A 17,159-nucleotide genomic window follows, 5' to 3' on the forward strand; every position below is an offset into this window, starting at 1 on the left:
AAATTCAGTGGGATCAACTTTATTGAGTGGTGATCGATAATACTCAGAAAAAATTGATCCTCATTAACTTTAGCAGGCTAAATCAGATTAGAAAGATCGGAGGATGAGAGAGGTCTAACGCTCTGGATCGAATCGATAGCCCACGCCATGCACTGTTTTGATAATGCTCGGTTGTCTCGGATCTGTTTCAATCAACTTTCTGAGTTTTGATATGTGTTGATCGAGTGTACGGCTACTTGGCAGGTAATCACGTCCCCAACCTCGATTAAATAGCGTATCCCGGTCAACGACTTTACCGCTTTGTTCATAGAGAAGATGCAGAATCTTTACATCCCTTACGCTCAGTTCAAATGTTTCTGACAAGCGCTGAGCTCTGAGTTCATTTGTATATACTGTTAGATCACCGAGTTGGAACTGCTCCAGAGTGTTTTTTTCTGTGGCAATGATGGGTGAGGATATACGCCGGGTAACGGCTTTTATTCTTGCGATAACTTCGCGTGTTCCAAATGGTTTTTTAATATAATCATCTGCACCCAGTTCTAAACCGAGGACCTGATCGATCTCTTCAGATTTTGCGGTGATGAAGATCACCGGTACGGTTTCATCTAGCTGTCGAATTTTTCTGCAAACAGAATACCCATCCAGCTTAGGCATCATAATATCCAGCAGAATAAGATCGGGCTGAGCGGCACTATACAGTGTAACTGCCTGCTCACCATCCACGGCTTCGATACACTCGTACCCTTCATCGCTGAGGAGGTCAGAAAGGCCAAGGCGGATATTGAGATCATCTTCTGCGATCAGTACTTTCATGACAAAACACCTTTATCTTCATGGGGTGTATAAAGCTGCAGCAAAAAACAAGCACCCGTAGACGTGTTTTCCAGGCTTAAGTTCCCCCCATGTTTCTGGGCGAGTTCCCGAGCGATGCTTAAGCCGATACCGGTTCCGCTGATACCGTCGGTCAACCGGTTACTAGCTCTGTAGAAGGGTTCAAAAATGGCTTCACTCAGATCAGAGGGGATGCCCGGTCCATTGTCAGTGACCTGTATGTAGCTGTATTGACTCTCTTCCCAACAACGAATCACTATCTCGCCGCTCTCTGGAGCATATTTCTCACAGTTACTCAGCAGATTATTAAGAATCTGTTCGATGCAGTGCTCATCAATATACACGTCTGACTGGCAGAGGTTGTCAATCGTGACGGAGAGTCCTTTCTGCTGTAATGACGGTGTAAAAACTTCAACGGTATGAGACACAACATCGCATAGATGAGAGTGTGAATAGTTGAGAGAGCTCCTGTTTTTACCCAAACGGGAGAAGGTCAAAACATTATCGATCAGGCGGGTCAGGCGCTGACTCTCATTGTTGATGACTGTTATGTACCGAAACTCGGTACTGTCACGCTCGTCAACCTTTCCACTCAATAATTCAGCGTAGAGCCGAACATTGGTTAACGGTGTCTTCAGTTCATGTGAAACCTGATTAACAAAATTGACACGTTGTTCTGCCAGACGGGTTGAGCGGGTCTGTTCTCTGTATATCAACCAGCCCATAATGATTAGGGCGAGAAATGTAATGCCTAAAATAATCAGTTTCTCAAACCACTTCGCTCCGGATGCAAGTGGTGGGGCGAAATACTCTAACTTCCAGCTCCCAAGTGGGTGACTTAGCAGAGTGTTAGAGACGGGTGGATTGTCTGTGTTTTGTTCACTTCCCCAGGCGTAGAGGGTTTCACTTCGATTGTTAATCAGTGAGATCAACATATTATCGCTGGGATCAGTCTTGGCCGCGTAGGGGCTGTCAGGAAGTAAGTTGATCAGATCAGATAAAAGCCGGGATCGATTTAATACAAAGCCAATGGTGCTGCCATCAGCGCCACGACGCCAATAGATCTGATGAAGGTCGGTATTATTGAACCAGGCAATCCAGCCTGAACTTTGAAAAAAAACAGATTCTTGCTCTCTGATCTCTTCGGAGGCTGGTGCGTTTGACGGCTCGGGCTGATATGACTGAGGTGCTCGGGAAAGTGTCAGCTTTTCTTCAGAGGGTAACGAGTTGAGTCGTGAGCTAAAGGCATCAAGTGACGGTTGACGACCCACTGGAGTCAACGGCTTTGACTCTTCTGGTTCTAAGTTAAATAAATGGTCGTTTTGGCGAAGGGAAACTGTCTGGTCCAAGAAACTAAGTTCGCGTTGGGAGGCAGTTGTCCGTGAAGGATAAATAGTATCGCCATCCGGCGAGATTAAGAACACATGCTCCAGATAGGGACTACCACCCTTCAATTGCGTGATTTTATTAAGATCATACTGCTGGGTTTTGATGTTAATTAGCAGGTCGGATTGTTGATCGATTGCGTGCTCGAGTCGACGAAAATGGTTCTGAAACTGCTGGTCGATACTCTTCAGTTTTGATTCGGCTAGTGCTGAAAACTGAAGTTGTATAAGGGCTTGCTGGTGGGATTCTAGTTGTATTGAAAACCAGCCCAATAGTGAAAGAGGGAGAAGGATAAGGCTGATCAGCAAAAATATTGTTTTTTTCAAAACCGGTCCCGACTCTGGCCCCTGATCACAGGGGCCTGTTAGTGAACTATTAGTAACTTTGCTGAGTAGCTCGTTTGTACTGACGCTCTCTCAACTCTTTCCTTTTCTTGCTCCACTCTTGTTCATTTTCAAGTTCGTCTGCATCCTGCAATGCCTCCTCTCGCTGCTCGAGTAGTTTAGGAGAGGCTAGTGATTGTCCCAGTGTATCGAGGTATTGAGCACTTTTTTGCAGGATGTTTTTGGCGCCTTCAATGTCACCTTGGTCACGTTTTTTGACCGCTTCTTTGTTGTACTCATTCGCGACCTGTTCGGCTGCTGCTTCATAGGTCGTCATATCAACCGCTTGGTTTATGGCTTCCTCAGAGCGTGTAAAGTGAGCGATGGCGCTGTCAGTTATTCGATCATTTTGTTGATTGATGAGATCAATATAGTTAACTTCAACATCGACCAATGCTAAATCTGTCTGGTCCTGCTGTGAAGGGATCTCAACCTCAAGAATGATAAACTTTTCCTGTTTACTATAAAGCTGGTTTAATCGTGTCTGTACCTGATTCCCTCGAATATTGGCTTCACGGCCCAGAACACGTAGTGGTTTAACACCATCACGGCATTGGATTGTGATCTCAACTCCCTGTGCTACTACGGATAGAACATCACCGAATTCATATTGAAAAATGCGGCTCAGATCAGTGGCGTTCTCGACAAAAGCATGGTTTCCATCGCTGAAGCCTGCAAGCTGGGTCATAAGATCCTCATTGTAGCCAAGTCCAAGGCCAATGGTGGTGACACTGATACCCTCTTTAGCCAGTGACAATCCGAGCTGACCAAGGTCATGAGGGGTGCTGGGGCCTACATTTGCAAGCCCATCGGATAAAAGAATGACCCGGTTGACCTTATTGCGCTCAAGGAATTTACGCAGTTCGTAAGCTCCTTTACTGACACCGGCAAAGAGAGCCGTATTCCCATCTGCTTGGATACGTTCAATCGCACGGGCGATGCTCTGCCTGTCACGAACTTTTGTCGCTGGTACGACAACATTGACGCGGCTGTCATAACTAACCACTGAGATAATGTCATTATCATCCAGGCGATTGATAGCCATGATGGCAGCTTCCTTAGCACGAAACAGTTTCTCCCCCTGCATTGAACCTGATTTATCCAGCACGATTGCGATATTGGCAGCGATACGTTGCTGAACCTGTTCACGTCTGATCCCTTCCAGGGATATTTTGATGAAGGCTTTAGAGATGGTCTCTGCAGGCATAACGGGTGTGGCAAGATTAACTTTCAGATCAACCTGCTTGGCATACGAAAGGGGACTGATAAGTAGAATGAGTGCTATAGCGAGTACAAGTATGACAGCGTGATTTAGGCGGTTAATGTTCATAATAACTTTCCTTCAGCAAACCGGATGGGTTAATGCAAATTTAGGGGAATACCGCCTTGTAAAGGTGAGATAAGTTTATAAATGTTGTAAAAAAATTGTAAATTTGTACCACCCTGAAACTCGTCCCAGACTATCTTAACTCCTGACTGTTTAAAATGGAGTCAATAATCAGTGATATAGGTCAGTTACAATGGATCTGAAAAATTGAGAATAGAGGATAGTTGCGGTCATTATCACAATCAGGAGCATCACATGACGCTAACAAGTGAACTTATCTGGCAGGATCAACAGCATCAGGTTTTGTTTGAACTGATCGATGAGATTAAAGCAGATAATGTGGATGTTTCGATATTCGTACGGCTCAATGATTATGCTGAGCACCATTTCTGTCTGGAAGAGGCGTATATGAAAGCGTTAGATTATCCAGATTATGAAGCCCACCTCAGTGCTCACAACAAGTTCCGTAGTGAATTGCAGAAGATGCTGGATGATCATCACAATTACGATCAACAATTGAGAGATATGTTGTCTGATTTTTTAGGGGAGTGGTTGAAGCGGCATATCTTTGGTGTTGATAAAAAACTGGAAGCTTATATTCTAAATTCCTCAGTTAAATAAGTAGTTACTGATTCTTTGTCTACACTGTCAGTTCTGGCAGACGAAATAGTCTGTTACTTGTGTTGCGGCAGTTTTTGTTTTAATTTTCAATAATTCAGGGAATCAGTCGAGAGCTTATATGCCTTTAATCTGTATTAAGTCGTTACCGTTTGAAGATGAGTGTGACACGCCTGCGATTATCAAAGGGATCACTGAAGATGTGTCACGGGCCTCGGATATTGGCATTGAGCATATCACTGTTATCTGGGAATATATTCCGTCCAGGCACTATGCAGTTGCAGGGCTGATGCCCGCAACCCAGCCCCACTGTGGAAGTCATCCAATATTGGTGGATATCCACGCCCCCAGTTTCTATTCATCGAGTGGTATTGAGGTGATGATGGAAACCATTGCGTTTTCAATCTCAAAACGAACCGGTGTTTCCCATAGCAATATCTTTATCAACTACCGTAAAGTTAGCTCAGGTCACGTATTTGATCAGGGTAAAGTGATGCGCTGGAAATAAGCTGCTTTCTTGATAGAAGGTTTAGTCTAACCATTCTGTGTGAATCAAACGTTCTTACATATATATTTCATTGTGCTTATAAAAGAATAGTTGCTGCTGATGGTCTGACAAGCACAGGGTTGGCTATTCATTGTGGTTGATATGCTACAGAGATCTGCCTGCTCTGTAGCGTATCAGTTATTTTCAGTGAAGTTTCATTTTTGGCCGTACAACCTTACTGATTTTTTCAGCCGTATAAACCAGCATCGCCTTAAAGAAACCGTGGATGGCAATTTGGTGCATCCTGTAAAGGGATATATAGACGATTCTGGCAACCTTTCCTTCGATGAACATAGAGTTCTGAGTCAGGTTTCCCATCAGGCTACCAACGGTGCTGTATCGACTGAGGTTTACCAGTGAACCATGGTCTTTATAGATGAACGGCTTAAGCGGATTCTCTTGTAGTCTGGCCTGAACGTTCCGCTTGACCAGTGATGCCATCTGGTGTGCTGACTGTGCTCGGGGAGGTACCCAGCTGCCATCCTCCTGCGCGCATGCACAACAATCACCAATCACAAAGATGTTCTCATCAATGCTGGACTGCAGCGTTGGTTTTACAAGAATCTGATTGCTTCGTGTAAGTTCAAATTTGTACAGATCCGCCAGAAAATCAGGAGCTTTCACACCGGCAGCCCAGATCATCATATCTGCAGGGATCAGTTCATTCTCAGCGGTTATGAATCCCTCATCACTGGCAGAGGCGATGAGTGTATTCTCTTTCACCTCGACCCCGAGTGCAGTAAGTTCCTTTCGGGCAGCGTCTGAGATACGTGGAGGTAGGGCTGGCAGTATTCTGGGTCCTGCTTCTATCAGAGTGACCTTTAACTGGGCGGCTGTCATCTTCGGCAAGCCATAGGATTTGAGCATATCTGTAACGTTATATAACTCCGCAGACAGCTCAACACCAGTGGCTCCAGCCCCGACGATGGCGATATTCAATACCCCGGATTCCTGCTGGTTCACCCGCATGAAGTTATTGATTAGCGCGTGATGGAAGCGTTCGGCCTGCTTTGCTGTATCTAAGAAAAAGCAGTGGTCGCTGACGCCTGGCGTATTAAAATCATTGCTGACGCTGCCGATCGCAAGGACGAGTGTGTCATATCTTATGGTGCGCTCAGGTAAAATCTGCTGGCCGGAGTCGTCGGTTATCTCATTGAGCGTCACTGTATTGTTTATATTATCCAGCGCACAAAAGGTTCCGAGCTGAAATTCATAATGATGCTTGGCAGCATGTGCATGGTAGATCACTGCATCGGTACTGGGGTCCAGAGATCCCGTAGCGACTTCGTGTAGAAGCGGTTTCCAGATGTGTGAGCGCTTTTGATCGATTAAGGTAACCTGTACCTGGTCATCTTTACGGTATTTGTGAGCGAGTTGGGTGACCAGTTCAAGCCCTCCGGCGCCCCCGCCTATAACTAATATTTTATGAATCTCATTCTGCATGTTCATCAAACAATCCTCAAAAAGTATGGGATTGCTGATTCGGCTAAACGCAACAATTCCATACTGTCTGGAAATCAAATTGTTAACACCAGGCAGACAAAGTAAAGCGCTGCTAATCAAAACAGCGCTAAAGAAGGAGTAATTTGCCCCTTAAGGCGGGCTTATTTATAAGACCTAAAGGCCGAAGGCGGCAGAAAGCAGTTTCTGTGTATAGGGGTGTTGGGGAGATGTGAAAATATCAGTTGCCGGACCCTGCTCAACGACATTACCGTGATGCATAACCAACAGTCTGTGGCTGAGAGCTTTGACAACCGCCAGGTCATGGCTGATGAAAAGATAGCTTAAGCCATATTTAAGCTGGAGATTCCGAAGAAGCTCAACGATCTGCTTCTGGACCGTTCGATCAAGGGCTGATGTGGGTTCATCCAGAATGATAAGCTCAGGTTTTAGTACCAGAGCACGAGCAATCGCAATACGTTGTCTTTGTCCACCAGAAAACTCATGAGGGTAACGATGCCTGCTCTCAGGGTTTATTCCCACTTCGCGTAAAGCTTCAATAATCAGCATATCATGCTGATCCCGGCTCTCAGGATGATGAATCTGTAACCCTTCAGCGATGATTTCTGAAACAGACATTCTTGGGCTCAGGCTACCGAAAGGGTCCTGGAAAACAATCTGTAGTTTACGCCGAAAAGGTTTAACACTTTTCTGGTCAAGGTCCTTCAGTTCCTGCCCTGCGAAACGGATACTACCTTCACTACTGATCAGCTTGAGGATAGCTAAACCAAGCGTGGTTTTGCCCGAACCGGATTCCCCCACGACCCCCAGTGTCTCACCTTGTAGGAGGGTAAGGTCAAGTTGATTGACTGCCTTGATATGGTCAACGGTTCGTTGGAAAAAACCTTGTTTGACGGGAAACCATATTTTGAGGTCAGTCGTTTCCAGGATGGGGGAGGTATCGTGATTTGTAGGTGTAGGCATACCAGAAGGCTCTGCATTGATAAGCTTCTGGGTATAAGGGTGTTCTGGCTGAGCAAAAAGTTGCTGGGTGGCGGCGGTTTCTACCAGTTCACCCTGATACATAACACAAACGTGATGGGCATAACGCCGGACGATATTAAGATCATGTGTGATTAGTAGGATCGCCATGCCCAATTTATTCTGCAGGTCTTGAAGAAGTGTCAGAATCTGCTCTTGAATTGTGACATCCAGCGCGGTTGTGGGTTCATCGGCAATCAACAGTTCAGGATCGTTTGCTAATGCCATGGCGATCATGACCCGCTGGCGCTGGCCGCCTGAAAGCTCATGAGGATAACTGTTGAGCCGGCTTTCCGGATTTGGGATTCCTACCAGATCGAGTAGCTCCAAAATTCGGGAGCGAGCTTGTTTCCCGGTCAGGCCGCGATGCAGAAGCAAAGTTTCACCAATCTGCTTCTGTATCGTATGCAGTGGGTTCAGTGAGGTCATCGGTTCCTGAAAGATCACACTGATCTTATCGCCCCGAAGTTGCCGCATCTGATTTTCAGTATAATTAAGCAGGTTATTCCCATCGTAGAAAATCTCCCCTGTTGGATGACTGGCCTTAGGGTAGGGAAGTAGCTTCAAAACCGACATCGCAGATACGGACTTACCTGAGCCTGACTCACCGACCAGAGCAAGGGTCTGACCACGACCGATCTCAAAACTGATATTTTTGACCGCTTCCACAGGTTCTTCTTCGCCCTGAGAGAAATGGACTGAGAGATTATGTACGCTCAGCAAAGGATCGGTCATGAAACTTTCCTTGAATCAAATGCATCACGGACCGCTTCGCCGATGAAAATAAGCAGAGTCAACATGATAGAAAGAGTAAGAAATGCGGTAATCCCCAGCCAGGGGGCGTGAAGGTTTGCCTTACCTTGAGCAACAAGTTCGCCGAGTGAGGGGCTGCCAGGTGGTAGGCCAAAGCCAAGGAAATCAAGTGCTGTCAGGGTGACCACGGAGCCATTAAAGATAAATGGCATGAACGTCAGTGTCGCAACCATCGCATTTGGTAGGATGTGTCGGAACATGATCATCCTATTATTTAGGCCTAATGCGCGTGCAGCACGGACATACTCCAGATTTCTCCCTCGCAGAAACTCTGCCCGGACCACATCAACGAGCTGCATCCAGGAAAACAGAAGCATAATACCCAATAGCCACCAGAAGTTAGGCTCGACAATACTCGCTAGTATGATCAGCAGGAAAAGTACCGGAAGACCAGACCAGATTTCAATAAAGCGCTGAAAGAAAAGGTCAATTTTGCCGCCATAAAAACCCTGAATCGCACCCGCTATTACACCGATAACCGAGCTGGCGAGTGTGAGCACAACTGCGAACAGAATTGAAATCCGGAAGCCATAGATCACGCGCGCCAGCACATCTCTGGCCTGGTCATCCGTACCCAGTGGGTTTTCCATGGATGGAGGGGAGGGAGCCGGTACTGGCAGATCATAATTGATAGTGTTGAAGCTATATCGAATCAACGGCCAGAGAATCCAACCGTCACCATCTTCCTGAATAAGGGCCTGAATATAGGGATCTTTGAAGTCGGCGGGGCTCTCAAACTCGCCTCCAAAAGTTAGTTCCGTATATTCGTTAGCTACCGGGAAATAAAGATCTCCCTGATAAGAGACAATGAGTGGATCATCATTTGCGATCAATTCGGCAAACAGTGAGAGTGTAAAAAGCAACAGAAAGATCCACAGAGACCAGTATCCACGTCTATTATTACGGAAATTATCTATACGACGTTGATTTAGGGGACTCATTCTTGCAGTGATAAAAGCCATATCAGTGCTCCCTGCTTTCAAAATCAATACGGGGGTCAACTAGTACATAGGTGATATCGCTGATGAGTTTGAGAATGAGACCGATCAACGTGAAGATAAACAGCGTGCCGAATATCACAGGGTAATCACGATTAATAACAGCTTCGTAACCAAGTAAGCCAATACCATCAAGGGAGAAGATAACTTCAATCAGCATGGAGCCCGTAAAAAAGATTGAGATGAGCGCAGCAGGCATCCCGGCAATAATAATTAGCATCGCATTACGGAACACATGGCCATATAGGACGTTATTTTCTGATAAACCTTTAGCGCGGGCGGTAAGTACATACTGCTTGTTAATCTCATCGAGAAATGAGTTTTTAGTCAGCATAGTCAGCGTGGCAAAACTACCTATCACTGAGGCAAGAACCGGCAGAGTGATATGCCAGAAATAGTCCTTTATCTGCCCCCATAGGCTGAGCTCGTCAAAATTGGGTGAGGTCAATCCGCGCAGGGGGAACCAATCGAGCCAGGTACCCCCGGCGAAGATTACGATCAGCAGGATAGCAAAAAGGAAGTTGGGGATCGCGTAGCCGATGATGATGGCGCTGCTGGTCCAGATGTCAAAAGGGGTACCATCCCTTACCGCTTTCCTGATCCCAAGTGGTATTGATACAGCATAGGTGATCAAAGTCGCCCAAAGGCCAAGAGAGATCGAGACCGGTAGTTTTTGAATAATCAGATCGATAACCGATTTATCACTAAACAGGCTGTTGCCGAAATCAAAGACGGCATAGTTTTTCAGCATCTGCCAGAAGCGTTCATGGGCTGGTTTGTCAAAGCCGTAGAGCTCCTCAATCTCTTTAACAAGCGCAGGATCAAGACCACGGCCGCCGCGATAGCTACTCTCATTACCGCCGTTCACAGCAGTGGATTGCTGGTTTGACAGGTCTGACTGTGCGCCGCTAATACGTGCGGTGGCCCCTATGTTAATCCCTTCAAGTTGAGCGATCGTCTGCTCAACAGGACCGCCAGGTGCGGCCTGAACAATGATAAAATTGATGGTCAAAATGCCGATCAGCGTTGGGATGATCAGGAGCAGTCTGCGGAGAATATAGGCGCCCATTATTTATCCTCCGTAGGTTTGATCCACCAGGTATTGAATCCAAGATCATACTTCGGATGAGTTGCAGGCATTTGGAGTTTATTCCAGTACGCTACCCGATATTTGTTGATGTGATATTGTGGGATGACATAGTGATTCCACTGCAGGACTCTGTCCAGTGCCCGTGTTCTGAGAACCAATTGTTCACGATCAGGTGCCTGAATGAGTTGCTCAACAAGATAATCTACAGCGGGGTTTTTTACACCGATTAAATTGCGGCTACCCTCAGCATCAGCGCCCGATGAGTGCCAATAGTCACGCTGTTCATTTCCGGGCGATGAGGATTGACCAAAACTGCCTACGATGACATCGAAGTCGTAGCTGCGGAGACGGCTGATATACTGTGAAACATCGATTAGACGGATGTTTGATTGGACTCCAAGGCGCTCCAGGTTACGAATAAAGGGTGCTACAACACGCTCAAATGCGGGAGAGTAGAGCAGCATCTCAATTTTCAGGGGCTGGCCATCAGATTTATTAATCAGCTTACCCTCTTTAAAAGACCAGCCCGCTTGTTGTAACAGGCGTTTAGCTTGGCGAAGTTCTTTATAAATTTTGCCATCGCCCCGGGTTTCAGGAGCTCGGTAGACTTGAGTGAACACTTCGGTAGGAACCTGATCCCTTATCGGCTCGAGAATCTCCAACTCGGCTTTGCTGGGTAATGAGGTGGCGGCCATCTCAGAGTTCGAAAAAAAACTATGCGTACGCTTGTAGGCGCTATAAAAGATATTTTTGTTGGTCCACTCAAAGTCAAAGGCGAGTGCTAATGCTTGTCGTACGCGTGGATCGGAGAACTTTTCCCTACGTGTATTGAGTACAAATGCCTGCATGCCAGTAGGATTTTGGTGTTCAATCTCTTGAACAATTATCTTGCCATCTTCAAAAGCAGATCCGGTATAACTAGTCGCCCAGCGTTTAGATGAGTTCTCCTGACGGAAGTCGTACTCACCCGCTTTGAACGCTTCCATCGCGACGGTATTGTCGCGGTAGTAATCATATATCTGGAAGTCAAAATTAAAGTAACCAATGCGTGTTGGTAGGTTTTTCGCCCAGTAATCTTTATTGCGTTTATAGCTAACGCTGCGACCCGCTTCATAACTATCGATGAGGTAGGGACCTGAACCAATTGGGATATCGAGAGAGGGCTTTTGGAAGTCCCGCTCCTCCCAGTAGTGTTTAGGAAGTATCGGAACTTCACCCACGATAAGTGCAAGCTCACGGTTTTGATTGTTCTTAAATGTAAATTTAACTCGCTTAGGTGAGAGTGCTTCGACCTTTGTGATATCTGCGTAGTATGCTTTGTAAAACGGAGCGCCTTTAGATCGCAGGATCTCGAAACTGAAAACAACATCCTCTGCAGTAAGTGGATGACCATCACTAAATTGAGCATCAGAGCGTAGATTGAATATGATCCAGCTACGGTCAGAAGGTACCTCAAGAGATTCTGCAACCAAACCGTATAGTGAGAAGGGTTCATCCAGTGCCCGGGCAAGGAGGGAGTCGTAAATTAATCCAAGGCCGTCGGCCGGATTTCCTTTGATAATAAAGTTATTAAAACTATCAAAAGTACCCAGCGCTGAATGTTTGACAGTACCGCCTTTCGGTGCCTGAGGATTGACGTATTGAAAATGCTTAAAATCAGATGCGTAATTAAGATCCCCATGCATCGCAATACCATGTTTAACCAAGAGAGCATCTGCCATGGATAGCGGTGCATTCAGTAGGGTAAATAATATCGAGAACGATACCAAAGCGAAGTGGCGTAATGGGCGTAAAGTATACAGATTAAACAATCGTCAGGTTCCTTCTTCGCGCTGATCTTATTATCTATTTATATCAGTGACACAACCTAACAGCCAGAAGAAAAAGGTCGTGAACAGTAAGACAATTAGCTATCTGTTTTGTTCAAATTGATCTGCAAAATCAGTGAGTTGCTGATGGTAGTGTTTGCGCTTTACTTTGTTGGCAACCAACTCGTCATATTTTTGATTGAGAAATTCCTGTTTGTCTTTGTCATCGCCGGAAAGGCCCTTAATAAGATCCTGATCCATCCACGACTGTATCCGCTTGAACAGGAACAGTTTGAAAGCGATAGCAAGTACAACCGAAACCACAATGATAAAAATGCTAAGAGCATCCATAAGAGTAACCTGATCAGTTAATAGTACGCGTGACGTCAACGTAAAGAGTCAATCTTTGTCCCGGTTGTAAATAACGGGATTTAGAAAGCTTATTCCAGCGTAGTATGTCGGATACGTTGACATTGAATTTGCTCGCAATTCGTGAAAGTGAATCACCGTTACGGACCTTATAACCGACTTTACGAATAATCTGGCGGTCTGCCTCCGACAGCATTTTTTGTTGTGGTGCCGTCCAGATAACGAGGCGTTTTCCAATATTAAGCGGGTCGCCAGGCGCCATGCTATTCCATCGTGCCAGTTGGCGAACGCCAACACGGTATTTTTTGGCGATACTCCAAAAACTATCACCTGATTTTACGATGTGGTGAGATTGCTGTTTGTTAGTTTTGCGTGAAATTGATTTTTGACGCTCAAGGTGTCGTTGATGCTGGCTGAGGGCATATTCATTTGAGCGTTTGCTGGCAGTGGGTATCAGTAGAGTACTACCCGCACGAATATTATTACCGCTGATATTGTTGGTTGAACGGATCAACTGAACCGTTGTTTCATGTTTTTTCGCAATTGAGATCAGAGAATCACCGGATTTGATCTTATAGCGAGCCCATTTAACGCGCTCGCTATCAGGCAGATCAACTAGCGCCTGTCTCAATTGCGTTGCGTTGGCATGAGGGACCAGTAATCGGTGAGGGCCGGAAGGTGAGGTGGCCCAACGGTTAAATCCTGGATTAAGAAGATAGAGCTCTTTAGTTGAGATGCCTGCCAGACTTGCTGCTTGAGCCATATCGATCTGACTGTGGGTGTCTACAACGGCAAAATGAACTTCATTTGGGATCTCTTTTAACTGCAGGTTATAGCGGTCTGAATGCTTAATCAGTTCAGAAATTGCCAGTAGCTTTGGTACATAGGCCATTGTTTCCTTAGGCAGATCAAGCGACCAGTAATCCGTGTTCAACCCTTTGCGCCGGTTACGTTTGATCGCTTTAGAAATATTTCCGCCACCTGCATTATATGCCGCTAATGCCAGCAGCCAATCACCATCAAAACGCTTTTGGAGCTGTTCAAGATAGTTATATGCTGCCTGTGTTGAGCTGATAATGTCACGGCGGCCGTCATACCACCAATCCTGACGTAGGCCGAAATGCTTGCCTGTAGAGGGGATGAACTGCCATGGACCTGCGGCGCGGCCATGGGAGTATGCAAAAGGATCGTAGGCGCTTTCAACAATAGGCAGAAGGGCTAATTCAACCGGAATATCCCGGCGAATCGCTTCGTTGAGGATGTAATAGTAATACGGAGTGGCGCGCTTAACGATGCGGTCGAAATACTGAGGATGTTTTTTATACCAGTTAAGCTGAGACTTGACTCGCGGCTTATCAATATGTAACGCCAGCTGCATCTCTGAACGGGTGAGTTGCCACAAGTCGGAATGGTTAACCTTAGTTTTCTGAGTGCTCTTGTTTCCAGTGAGAGAGTGGCCTTGAGAGAGCGAGGGAGTCTCGGTGTTATTTATCTCGCGCTGAGCTGTTTGCGTTTTTTCTGATACGGTCTGACAACCGGTTAAAACTACGCCTGCCAAAACCCCTAACAGGACCGATTTATAAGAAAGCATATAGCTCCAGAATACTGAGAATAAAAATCGGTCCATTCTATCAGTGGCAACAGGGGGGTCAATAGATGATCTATAGCTGTTATTGCCGTTAAAACTGGTTTTTCCACTCCCTGATGGATGCGAATATCTCAATTTCAGAGTCAAGTTGCGTGGCACTAAATTCATTGGCTGCGGTAATGACATCCTGGTGTTGTGTACGCATAAATGGATTGATCTTTTTCTCCTGTTGAATAGTACTGGGGAGTGTGGGTTTATCATCGGCTCTTAAGGCGTTACAACTCGAGATCGCCTCTTTTATATCGTTATTATCAGGTTCGACTGCCAGGGCGAAATTAAGGTTAGCCAGGGAGTATTCATGAGTGCAAAAAATCTGAGTGTCGTCAGGTAGGTCAGCGAAGTATTTCATAGCCTGCAACATCTGTTCGGCTGTGCCTTCGAATAGGCGACCGCAGCCAGCAAGGAAAAGTGTATCGCCGCAGAATATCTGGGGTCTAATCTGTGCAGAGAAATAGCTGATATGGTCCAGTGTATGCCCTGGGATCTCACGGATCTCAAAATTAGAGCCCAGAAGTTCCACCGAATCGCCATCCTTGAGAGGATGGGTAATGCCATCGAAAGGTGATGAAGCGGGTCCATACACCGGTACATTGTGTGTTTCTACCAGATCGTTCACACCACCGGTATGGTCATTGTGGTGATGAGTGATGAGAATGGCTGTCAAATTAAGCTGATTTGAGATCAGGTATTCGTTAACCGGTTGAGCGTCGCCCGGATCTACAACGGCAACGTTGCTATTGCCAGGTAGAGAGATTACCCAGATGTAGTTATCTGAAAAAGCGGGTATAGGCGTGACGGTAAACATTTTAAACCTCAAGTGAGCTGTGTGATTGCAGTAACTGAAAAGAAATATAATACTGCTTATATATTTGTCGGCCAGTGCTAATTTAGGTAATTCATGAGTTTTCATAAGCAACCACCTCTTGAGTCGCTTCTGCCACAGTTGAAAACCTGGTTTGATTCGGAACTTGGAGCTGAGCTTCTACAGGCTGAAATGGAGATGGTTGAACGTGTTATATCAACCCTGTTTGGAGTGCATCTGGCGCAATTTTCGGTCGATAGCCGGATACAGCTTTTCAAAGAGAGTCCGGTTTCTCACTGCTTCTCCGTTATCCCTAAGATTGAGTTGGGTATCCCGGAGAATACTATTGTTGCAGATAATGCAGCAATACCGCTCGCTCATGAGAGTGTGGATGTGGTTGTACTTCATCACGCTCTGGATTTTACACACTCCCCACATCAGGTTTTGCGAGAAGCCTCACGCATTCTTCGCCCTGGAGGGCATGTCATTATCGTTGGCTTTAACCCATTAAGTTACTGGGGTGCCTATAAATGGCTATGGCGTAAAAAAGAGGGGGCCCCCTGGTGTGGTCATTTTATTAGTCACAAACGCCTTTCTGATTGGTTGAAATTACTAGAGCTAACTGAATTAAAGCATCTTTCAGGGTATTATCGCCTGCCATTAGAAAACAGTAAGTGGCGTAGACGTTTCTCCTATTTTGGGGGAGGAGCACGAAGATGGCCTGGGCATAATGGGGCGTTTTCGGTTTTATTAGCCCGTAAAGATATTGCCGGTATGACCCCTATCCGTTCTGGGTGGGGGTTGCGCCGCCTGATTACACTGCCTGTGGCGGAGCCATCCACCAGAGGTTCTTTAAGGAAGTCGCGTGAAAGTAGTTGAGATTTACACTGATGGAGCTTGCAAAGGAAACCCTGGTCCAGGTGGTTGGGGGGTTCTTATGAGATACGGTGAGGCTGAAAAGCAGCTTTATGGTGGTGAGAATAATACGACAAACAATCGTATGGAGTTGATGGCAGCCATTCAGGCACTTGAAGCGTTAAATCGTCCGAGCGAGGTCATACTGACTACTGATTCACAATATGTACGTCAGGGTATTACCGAGTGGCTGGAGGGTTGGAAGCGCAAGGGTTGGAAAAATTCACAAAAGAAACCGGTTAAAAATGCCGATCTCTGGAAACGACTTGATACTGCAACCCTACCACACACAATCGATTGGCGCTGGGTGAAGGGGCATAGCGGTCACCCTGAAAATGAATTGGCAGATGAATTGGCGAATAAAGGTGTTGAGGAGTTTGGAAGAGCATGAGACAGATCGTATTAGATACGGAGACAACAGGTCTGGAACCATCTGAAGGACACAACATCATCGAGATAGGCTGTGTGGAGATGTTTAATCGTCGCCTGACAGGAAAAACCTACCACCAATATATCAAACCAGACAGGGAGGTAGATGCCGAAGCGATGCAGGTGCATGGCATCACTAATGAGTTCCTTGAAGATAAGCCTAAGTTCCATGAGGTGATGGATGAATTTATAGAATTTGTCCGTGGCGCAGAGCTGATCATTCATAATGCGGCGTTTGATATTGGCTTTCTTGATACGGAACTGGAGAGAAATAATTATCCAGAGATGATGGAGAATTTCTGTCTGGTAACTGACTCCTTGCAATTGGCGAGAAAGAAACATCCAGGTCAGAAAAATAACCTGGATGCGCTCTGTAATCGCTACGGGATTAATAACTCCCATCGCGAGCTTCACGGAGCGCTGCTTGACTCAGAGATCCTTGCAGATGTGTATCTGGCGCTGACGGGTGGGCAGACGGATCTGTCACTGAATGCTGATGGTGATCATGATGGGGATGGAGAGGGGACAATACGCCGTGTAATGGGAGCTGATAGCTTACCACTCGTTACGGTTCCTGAAGAGGATTTAGAGGAGCATCAGCGCTTTTTGCAACGACTGGATAAGAGCAGTGGTGAGTGCTTATGGAACTCTGATTCAAATTGAATAAAAGCCAGAAATAAAAAAGCTCCGCTGATGCGGAGCTTTTTTATTTTA

At 46.0% G+C, this 17,159-nt stretch carries 16 protein-coding genes; 5 read left to right on the plus strand and 11 right to left on the minus strand.

Annotated elements, in window-relative coordinates:
- Window positions 1-114: 114 nt before the first annotated feature.
- From Q0882_RS04275 to Q0882_RS04285, 3 genes are read right to left on the minus strand one after another with little or no spacing between them, the layout of a single operon-like run.
- Window positions 115-813 carry a response regulator transcription factor gene (locus Q0882_RS04275; protein ID WP_299178449.1) on the minus strand — a complete coding sequence of 233 codons (699 nt, stop codon included), beginning with the start codon at window positions 811-813 and terminating at the stop codon, window positions 115-117.
- Complete coding sequence (locus Q0882_RS04280) at window positions 810-2,543, minus strand: sensor histidine kinase KdpD (protein WP_299178451.1); 1,734 nt, start codon at window positions 2,541-2,543, stop codon at window positions 810-812. Before Q0882_RS04280 ends, Q0882_RS04275 begins: the two co-directional genes overlap by 4 nt.
- Window positions 2,544-2,592: 49 nt before the next feature.
- Window positions 2,593-3,930, minus strand: a complete 1,338-nt coding sequence (locus tag Q0882_RS04285; RefSeq protein WP_299178453.1) for a VWA domain-containing protein — start codon at window positions 3,928-3,930, stop codon at window positions 2,593-2,595.
- A gap of 252 nt (window positions 3,931-4,182) precedes the next feature.
- On the opposite strand from Q0882_RS04285, the gene Q0882_RS04290 reads away from it, so the two are divergent.
- Together Q0882_RS04290 and Q0882_RS04295 are read left to right on the plus strand one after the other, a co-directional pair.
- Window positions 4,183-4,548: a hemerythrin family protein gene (locus Q0882_RS04290; protein ID WP_299178455.1), complete on the plus strand. Its 366-nt coding sequence runs from the start codon at window positions 4,183-4,185 to the stop codon at window positions 4,546-4,548.
- Window positions 4,549-4,666: 118 nt separating this feature from the next.
- Window positions 4,667-5,053, plus strand: coding sequence for a hypothetical protein (locus Q0882_RS04295; RefSeq protein WP_299178457.1), 387 nt, complete (start codon window positions 4,667-4,669; stop codon window positions 5,051-5,053).
- 183 nt (window positions 5,054-5,236) lie between these two features.
- Here Q0882_RS04295 and Q0882_RS04300 read toward each other — a convergent pair whose 3' ends face one another.
- The 8 genes from Q0882_RS04300 to gloB all read right to left on the minus strand — a co-directional run bounded on the left by Q0882_RS04300 (window position 5,237) and on the right by gloB (window position 15,104).
- Entirely contained in the window at window positions 5,237-6,541 is a 1,305-nt protein-coding gene (locus Q0882_RS04300; protein WP_299178459.1) for an NAD(P)/FAD-dependent oxidoreductase, read from the minus strand.
- Window positions 6,542-6,709: 168 nt separating this feature from the next.
- Window positions 6,710-8,308, minus strand: coding sequence for an ABC transporter ATP-binding protein (locus Q0882_RS04305; protein ID WP_299178461.1), 1,599 nt, complete (start codon window positions 8,306-8,308; stop codon window positions 6,710-6,712).
- Window positions 8,305-9,348 carry an ABC transporter permease gene (locus Q0882_RS04310; RefSeq protein WP_299178463.1) on the minus strand — a complete coding sequence of 348 codons (1,044 nt, stop codon included), beginning with the start codon at window positions 9,346-9,348 and terminating at the stop codon, window positions 8,305-8,307. The genes Q0882_RS04305 and Q0882_RS04310 overlap by 4 nt, the downstream gene beginning before the upstream one ends.
- Window position 9,349: 1 nt before the next feature.
- The gene (locus Q0882_RS04315) at window positions 9,350-10,453 is read right to left on the minus strand and encodes a microcin C ABC transporter permease YejB (protein ID WP_299178464.1); all 1,104 of its coding nucleotides are present in this window, start codon (window positions 10,451-10,453) and stop codon (window positions 9,350-9,352) included.
- Complete coding sequence (locus Q0882_RS04320; RefSeq protein WP_299178466.1) at window positions 10,453-12,285, minus strand: extracellular solute-binding protein; 1,833 nt, start codon at window positions 12,283-12,285, stop codon at window positions 10,453-10,455. The genes Q0882_RS04315 and Q0882_RS04320 overlap by 1 nt, the downstream gene beginning before the upstream one ends.
- Before the next feature lie 99 nt (window positions 12,286-12,384).
- On the minus strand, window positions 12,385-12,633 hold the full coding sequence (locus Q0882_RS04325; protein WP_299178468.1) for a hypothetical protein: 249 nt from the start codon (window positions 12,631-12,633) through the stop codon (window positions 12,385-12,387).
- A gap of 13 nt (window positions 12,634-12,646) precedes the next feature.
- Complete coding sequence (locus Q0882_RS04330; protein ID WP_299178470.1) at window positions 12,647-14,242, minus strand: LysM peptidoglycan-binding domain-containing protein; 1,596 nt, start codon at window positions 14,240-14,242, stop codon at window positions 12,647-12,649.
- 88 nt (window positions 14,243-14,330) lie between these two features.
- Entirely contained in the window at window positions 14,331-15,104 is a 774-nt protein-coding gene (gene gloB / locus Q0882_RS04335; protein WP_299178472.1) for a hydroxyacylglutathione hydrolase, read from the minus strand.
- A gap of 93 nt (window positions 15,105-15,197) precedes the next feature.
- Between gloB and Q0882_RS04340 the strand changes: the two genes are divergently transcribed.
- Genes Q0882_RS04340 through dnaQ form a run of 3 tightly spaced genes read left to right on the plus strand, consistent with a single transcriptional unit; the run spans window position 15,198 to window position 17,108 of the window.
- Window positions 15,198-15,980, plus strand: coding sequence for a class I SAM-dependent methyltransferase (locus Q0882_RS04340; protein ID WP_299178474.1), 783 nt, complete (start codon window positions 15,198-15,200; stop codon window positions 15,978-15,980).
- A complete protein-coding gene (gene rnhA, locus Q0882_RS04345; RefSeq protein ID WP_299178476.1) occupies window positions 15,967-16,407 on the plus strand; it encodes a ribonuclease HI in 441 nt (146 codons plus the stop codon). The genes Q0882_RS04340 and rnhA overlap by 14 nt, the downstream gene beginning before the upstream one ends.
- The gene (dnaQ, locus tag Q0882_RS04350) at window positions 16,404-17,108 is read left to right on the plus strand and encodes a DNA polymerase III subunit epsilon (RefSeq protein WP_299178478.1); all 705 of its coding nucleotides are present in this window, start codon (window positions 16,404-16,406) and stop codon (window positions 17,106-17,108) included. Before rnhA ends, dnaQ begins: the two co-directional genes overlap by 4 nt.
- Window positions 17,109-17,159: the final 51 nt, after the last annotated feature.

This window comes from uncultured Neptuniibacter sp., from assembly GCF_947498015.1.
Taxonomy (GTDB): Bacteria; Pseudomonadota; Gammaproteobacteria; order Pseudomonadales; family Balneatricaceae; genus Neptuniibacter.

What these genes read in the sequence shown, in the direction of transcription:
- Q0882_RS04325 (WP_299178468.1), bottom strand. Translation starts at nt 12,633, where the DNA reads ATGGATGCTCTTAGCATTTTTATCATTGTGGTTTCGGTTGTACTTGCT.
- Q0882_RS04290 (WP_299178455.1), top strand. Translation starts at nt 4,183, where the DNA reads ATGACGCTAACAAGTGAACTTATCTGGCAGGATCAACAGCATCAGGTT.
- Q0882_RS04295 (WP_299178457.1), top strand. Translation starts at nt 4,667, where the DNA reads ATGCCTTTAATCTGTATTAAGTCGTTACCGTTTGAAGATGAGTGTGAC.
- dnaQ (WP_299178478.1), top strand. Translation starts at nt 16,404, where the DNA reads ATGAGACAGATCGTATTAGATACGGAGACAACAGGTCTGGAACCATCT.
- Q0882_RS04340 (WP_299178474.1), top strand. Translation starts at nt 15,198, where the DNA reads ATGAGTTTTCATAAGCAACCACCTCTTGAGTCGCTTCTGCCACAGTTG.
- Q0882_RS04315 (WP_299178464.1), bottom strand. Translation starts at nt 10,453, where the DNA reads ATGGGCGCCTATATTCTCCGCAGACTGCTCCTGATCATCCCAACGCTG.
- Q0882_RS04300 (WP_299178459.1), bottom strand. Translation starts at nt 6,541, where the DNA reads ATGAACATGCAGAATGAGATTCATAAAATATTAGTTATAGGCGGGGGC.
- Q0882_RS04275 (WP_299178449.1), bottom strand. Translation starts at nt 813, where the DNA reads ATGAAAGTACTGATCGCAGAAGATGATCTCAATATCCGCCTTGGCCTT.
- Q0882_RS04305 (WP_299178461.1), bottom strand. Translation starts at nt 8,308, where the DNA reads ATGACCGATCCTTTGCTGAGCGTACATAATCTCTCAGTCCATTTCTCT.
- Q0882_RS04330 (WP_299178470.1), bottom strand. Translation starts at nt 14,242, where the DNA reads ATGCTTTCTTATAAATCGGTCCTGTTAGGGGTTTTGGCAGGCGTAGTT.
- Q0882_RS04310 (WP_299178463.1), bottom strand. Translation starts at nt 9,348, where the DNA reads ATGGCTTTTATCACTGCAAGAATGAGTCCCCTAAATCAACGTCGTATA.
- Q0882_RS04285 (WP_299178453.1), bottom strand. Translation starts at nt 3,930, where the DNA reads ATGAACATTAACCGCCTAAATCACGCTGTCATACTTGTACTCGCTATA.
- gloB (WP_299178472.1), bottom strand. Translation starts at nt 15,104, where the DNA reads ATGTTTACCGTCACGCCTATACCCGCTTTTTCAGATAACTACATCTGG.